Source organism: Kitasatospora sp. NPDC007106, assembly GCF_040634455.1.
Lineage (GTDB): Bacteria > Actinomycetota > Actinomycetes > Streptomycetales > Streptomycetaceae > Kitasatospora > Kitasatospora arboriphila.
In genome coordinates, this window is record NZ_JBEYFP010001445.1 from 1 (window position 1) to 1,061 (window position 1,061).

Here is a 1,061-nt window from a genome sequence, read left to right on the forward strand (position 1 = left end):
TTCAGATCACCAGCGCGAGCACGCCGTCGCCGAACTCCTCGCCGACGTCGGCGTGGAGGCCTCCAACCTCTCCCAGCAGCTCGCCGTCCTGCGTCGCGCGGGTGTGGTCACCTCCCGCCGCGACGGCGCCGCCGTGATCTACCGGATCACCAGCCCCGAGGTCGCCGAACTCCTCGCCGTCGCCCGCTCCATCCTCACCCACGTGATCACCGACCGCGCCGAACTCCTCGGAGACCTCCGCCCGGGTCCGGCCGGCTGACCGCGGCGTTCGGCCACCGGTTACGGCGCCCCCGGCGAGCACCAGGCCACCAGGCGAACTGTCGTCTCCGTCAAACCACTTCGTGGCGTGCCGGGTCGGGCGCGCACGTCCTGGTGTAAGGAGCCGTTGTCGTACCGATCTTGGTGAGCACGGGTTCGAATGCGGCGGCTCGGTCGGGCGATCTTCGGTCCGTCCGTGCATGAAGACAGGACCTCTGGTGCAGCTCGGTTGTCGAGACCTTGAGCACACCAGGAGGCCCTACCGGCGGCATTCCGACACCTCCACCGCAGAGACGACACAACACCTCGTCTCTGCCGCCGAAACACCGACCCTATGCCTGACCGGCGCAAACGCACCCGTCACTCTCGGAAGGACAGTGGCTTCCAACTGGCCCGGACGGGAATCGTGTCAGAAGTCCGGTCTAGGTTTTGCCTGTGAACCACAGCAGCTCCAAGGCCGGGGCGCCCCGCGAGCCTGACTTGCCGCCCTACCAGGTAGTCCTGGCGGAGACTGATTGGGGCTCGCTCCAGACGGCTTTCGGGAACGGTGAGTGCCTTCCCGAAGTCCTGGCACGGTTGCTGGAGCCTGATCCCAAGGTGCAGGTCACCGCTTTGTCGGAACTGAGTGAGCTGGTCGGCCACCAGAACAGCATCTACGAAGCCACCGCCCCCGTCGCCATGTATGTCGCCGGCATCCTCGCCCACCCGGCGGCCATGACCCTCCGGCCGTATCGCAACGTCCCCATCCGCGCGACATTGCTGAACTGGTTGGTTTCCACGGCCTACGACGCCTCCGACGAGAT

At 66.8% G+C, this 1,061-nt stretch carries 1 protein-coding gene and 1 pseudogene; both read left to right on the forward strand.

Annotated elements, in window-relative coordinates; all coding sequences use genetic code 11:
* On the forward strand, nucleotides 1-259 hold a 259-nt coding region (locus tag ABZ641_RS39150; protein WP_359989501.1), incomplete at its 5' end, for a metalloregulator ArsR/SmtB family transcription factor.
* Nucleotides 260-693: 434 nt separating this feature from the next.
* Nucleotides 694-1,061: pseudogene (locus tag ABZ641_RS39155) on the forward strand (hypothetical protein); the annotation flags it as partial.